The sequence below is a fragment of the Streptomyces sp. 2A115 genome (genome assembly GCF_052245575.1).
In the GTDB taxonomy this organism is placed as follows: Bacteria; Actinomycetota; Actinomycetes; order Streptomycetales; family Streptomycetaceae; genus Streptomyces.
In genome coordinates, this window is the sequence record NZ_JBQQCG010000258.1 from 1 (window position 1) to 673 (window position 673).

The following is a 673-nucleotide window of genomic DNA, read 5'->3' on the forward strand; positions in this document are numbered from 1 at the left end:
CGCAGGGTTTTGGGGCCGGGGGTGCCGTCGCCGCGCTTGAAGTGTTCGAGGGATCCGCGTTCGCCGTTGGTGGTCAGGCCTTCGGGGAGCGGTTCGTCCAGGTCGAACTGCTTGAAGTCGATCTCGGTGTTCGACGAGATGCCCACGAGTGCCTTCTCGATGAAGGAGTCGGTCGCGATGATCCGCGCCTCTTGCTCCCGGGCTTCGGCCTCGGTGGCGGCGATGGTGGGAGAGACGACGAAGAGGAGCTTGATCTCGTCAGGGTCGCGGCCGGCGGCTTCGGCGCGGGCGCGGATGTCGTCGCGGTACTCCTTCATGCCCGCGGTGCCGGTGCCGACCGCGATGATCGCGTCGGCCGCGCCCGCGGCGAACGCACGACCCCGAGGGGAGGCCCCGGCCTGGAAGAACGCGGGCCGGTGCTGGGGCGAGGGCACGGTGTTGAGCGGCCCGCGGGACTTGAAGTACTTGCCTTCGAAATCGATGGTGCGGACCTTGCGGAAGTCGGCGAAGGTGTTGGTCTCGCGGTCCATGACAACCGCGTCGGGCTCCCAGGAGTCCCACAACTGGTTGACGACGTCGAAGTACTCCTCGGCGACGTTGTAGCGCTCGTCGTGCTCGGGAAGACCCTCGAGCCCGAAGTTCTGGGCGGCACGGTCCTCAGCCGAGGAGACGA

Annotated in this window: 1 protein-coding gene; it reads right to left on the bottom strand. The window is 67.6% G+C overall.

The features are described from left to right. Positions 1-673 (bottom strand): LLM class flavin-dependent oxidoreductase (locus ACTWQR_RS55920; RefSeq protein WP_443235042.1); only part of this gene is annotated, 673 nt, incomplete at both ends.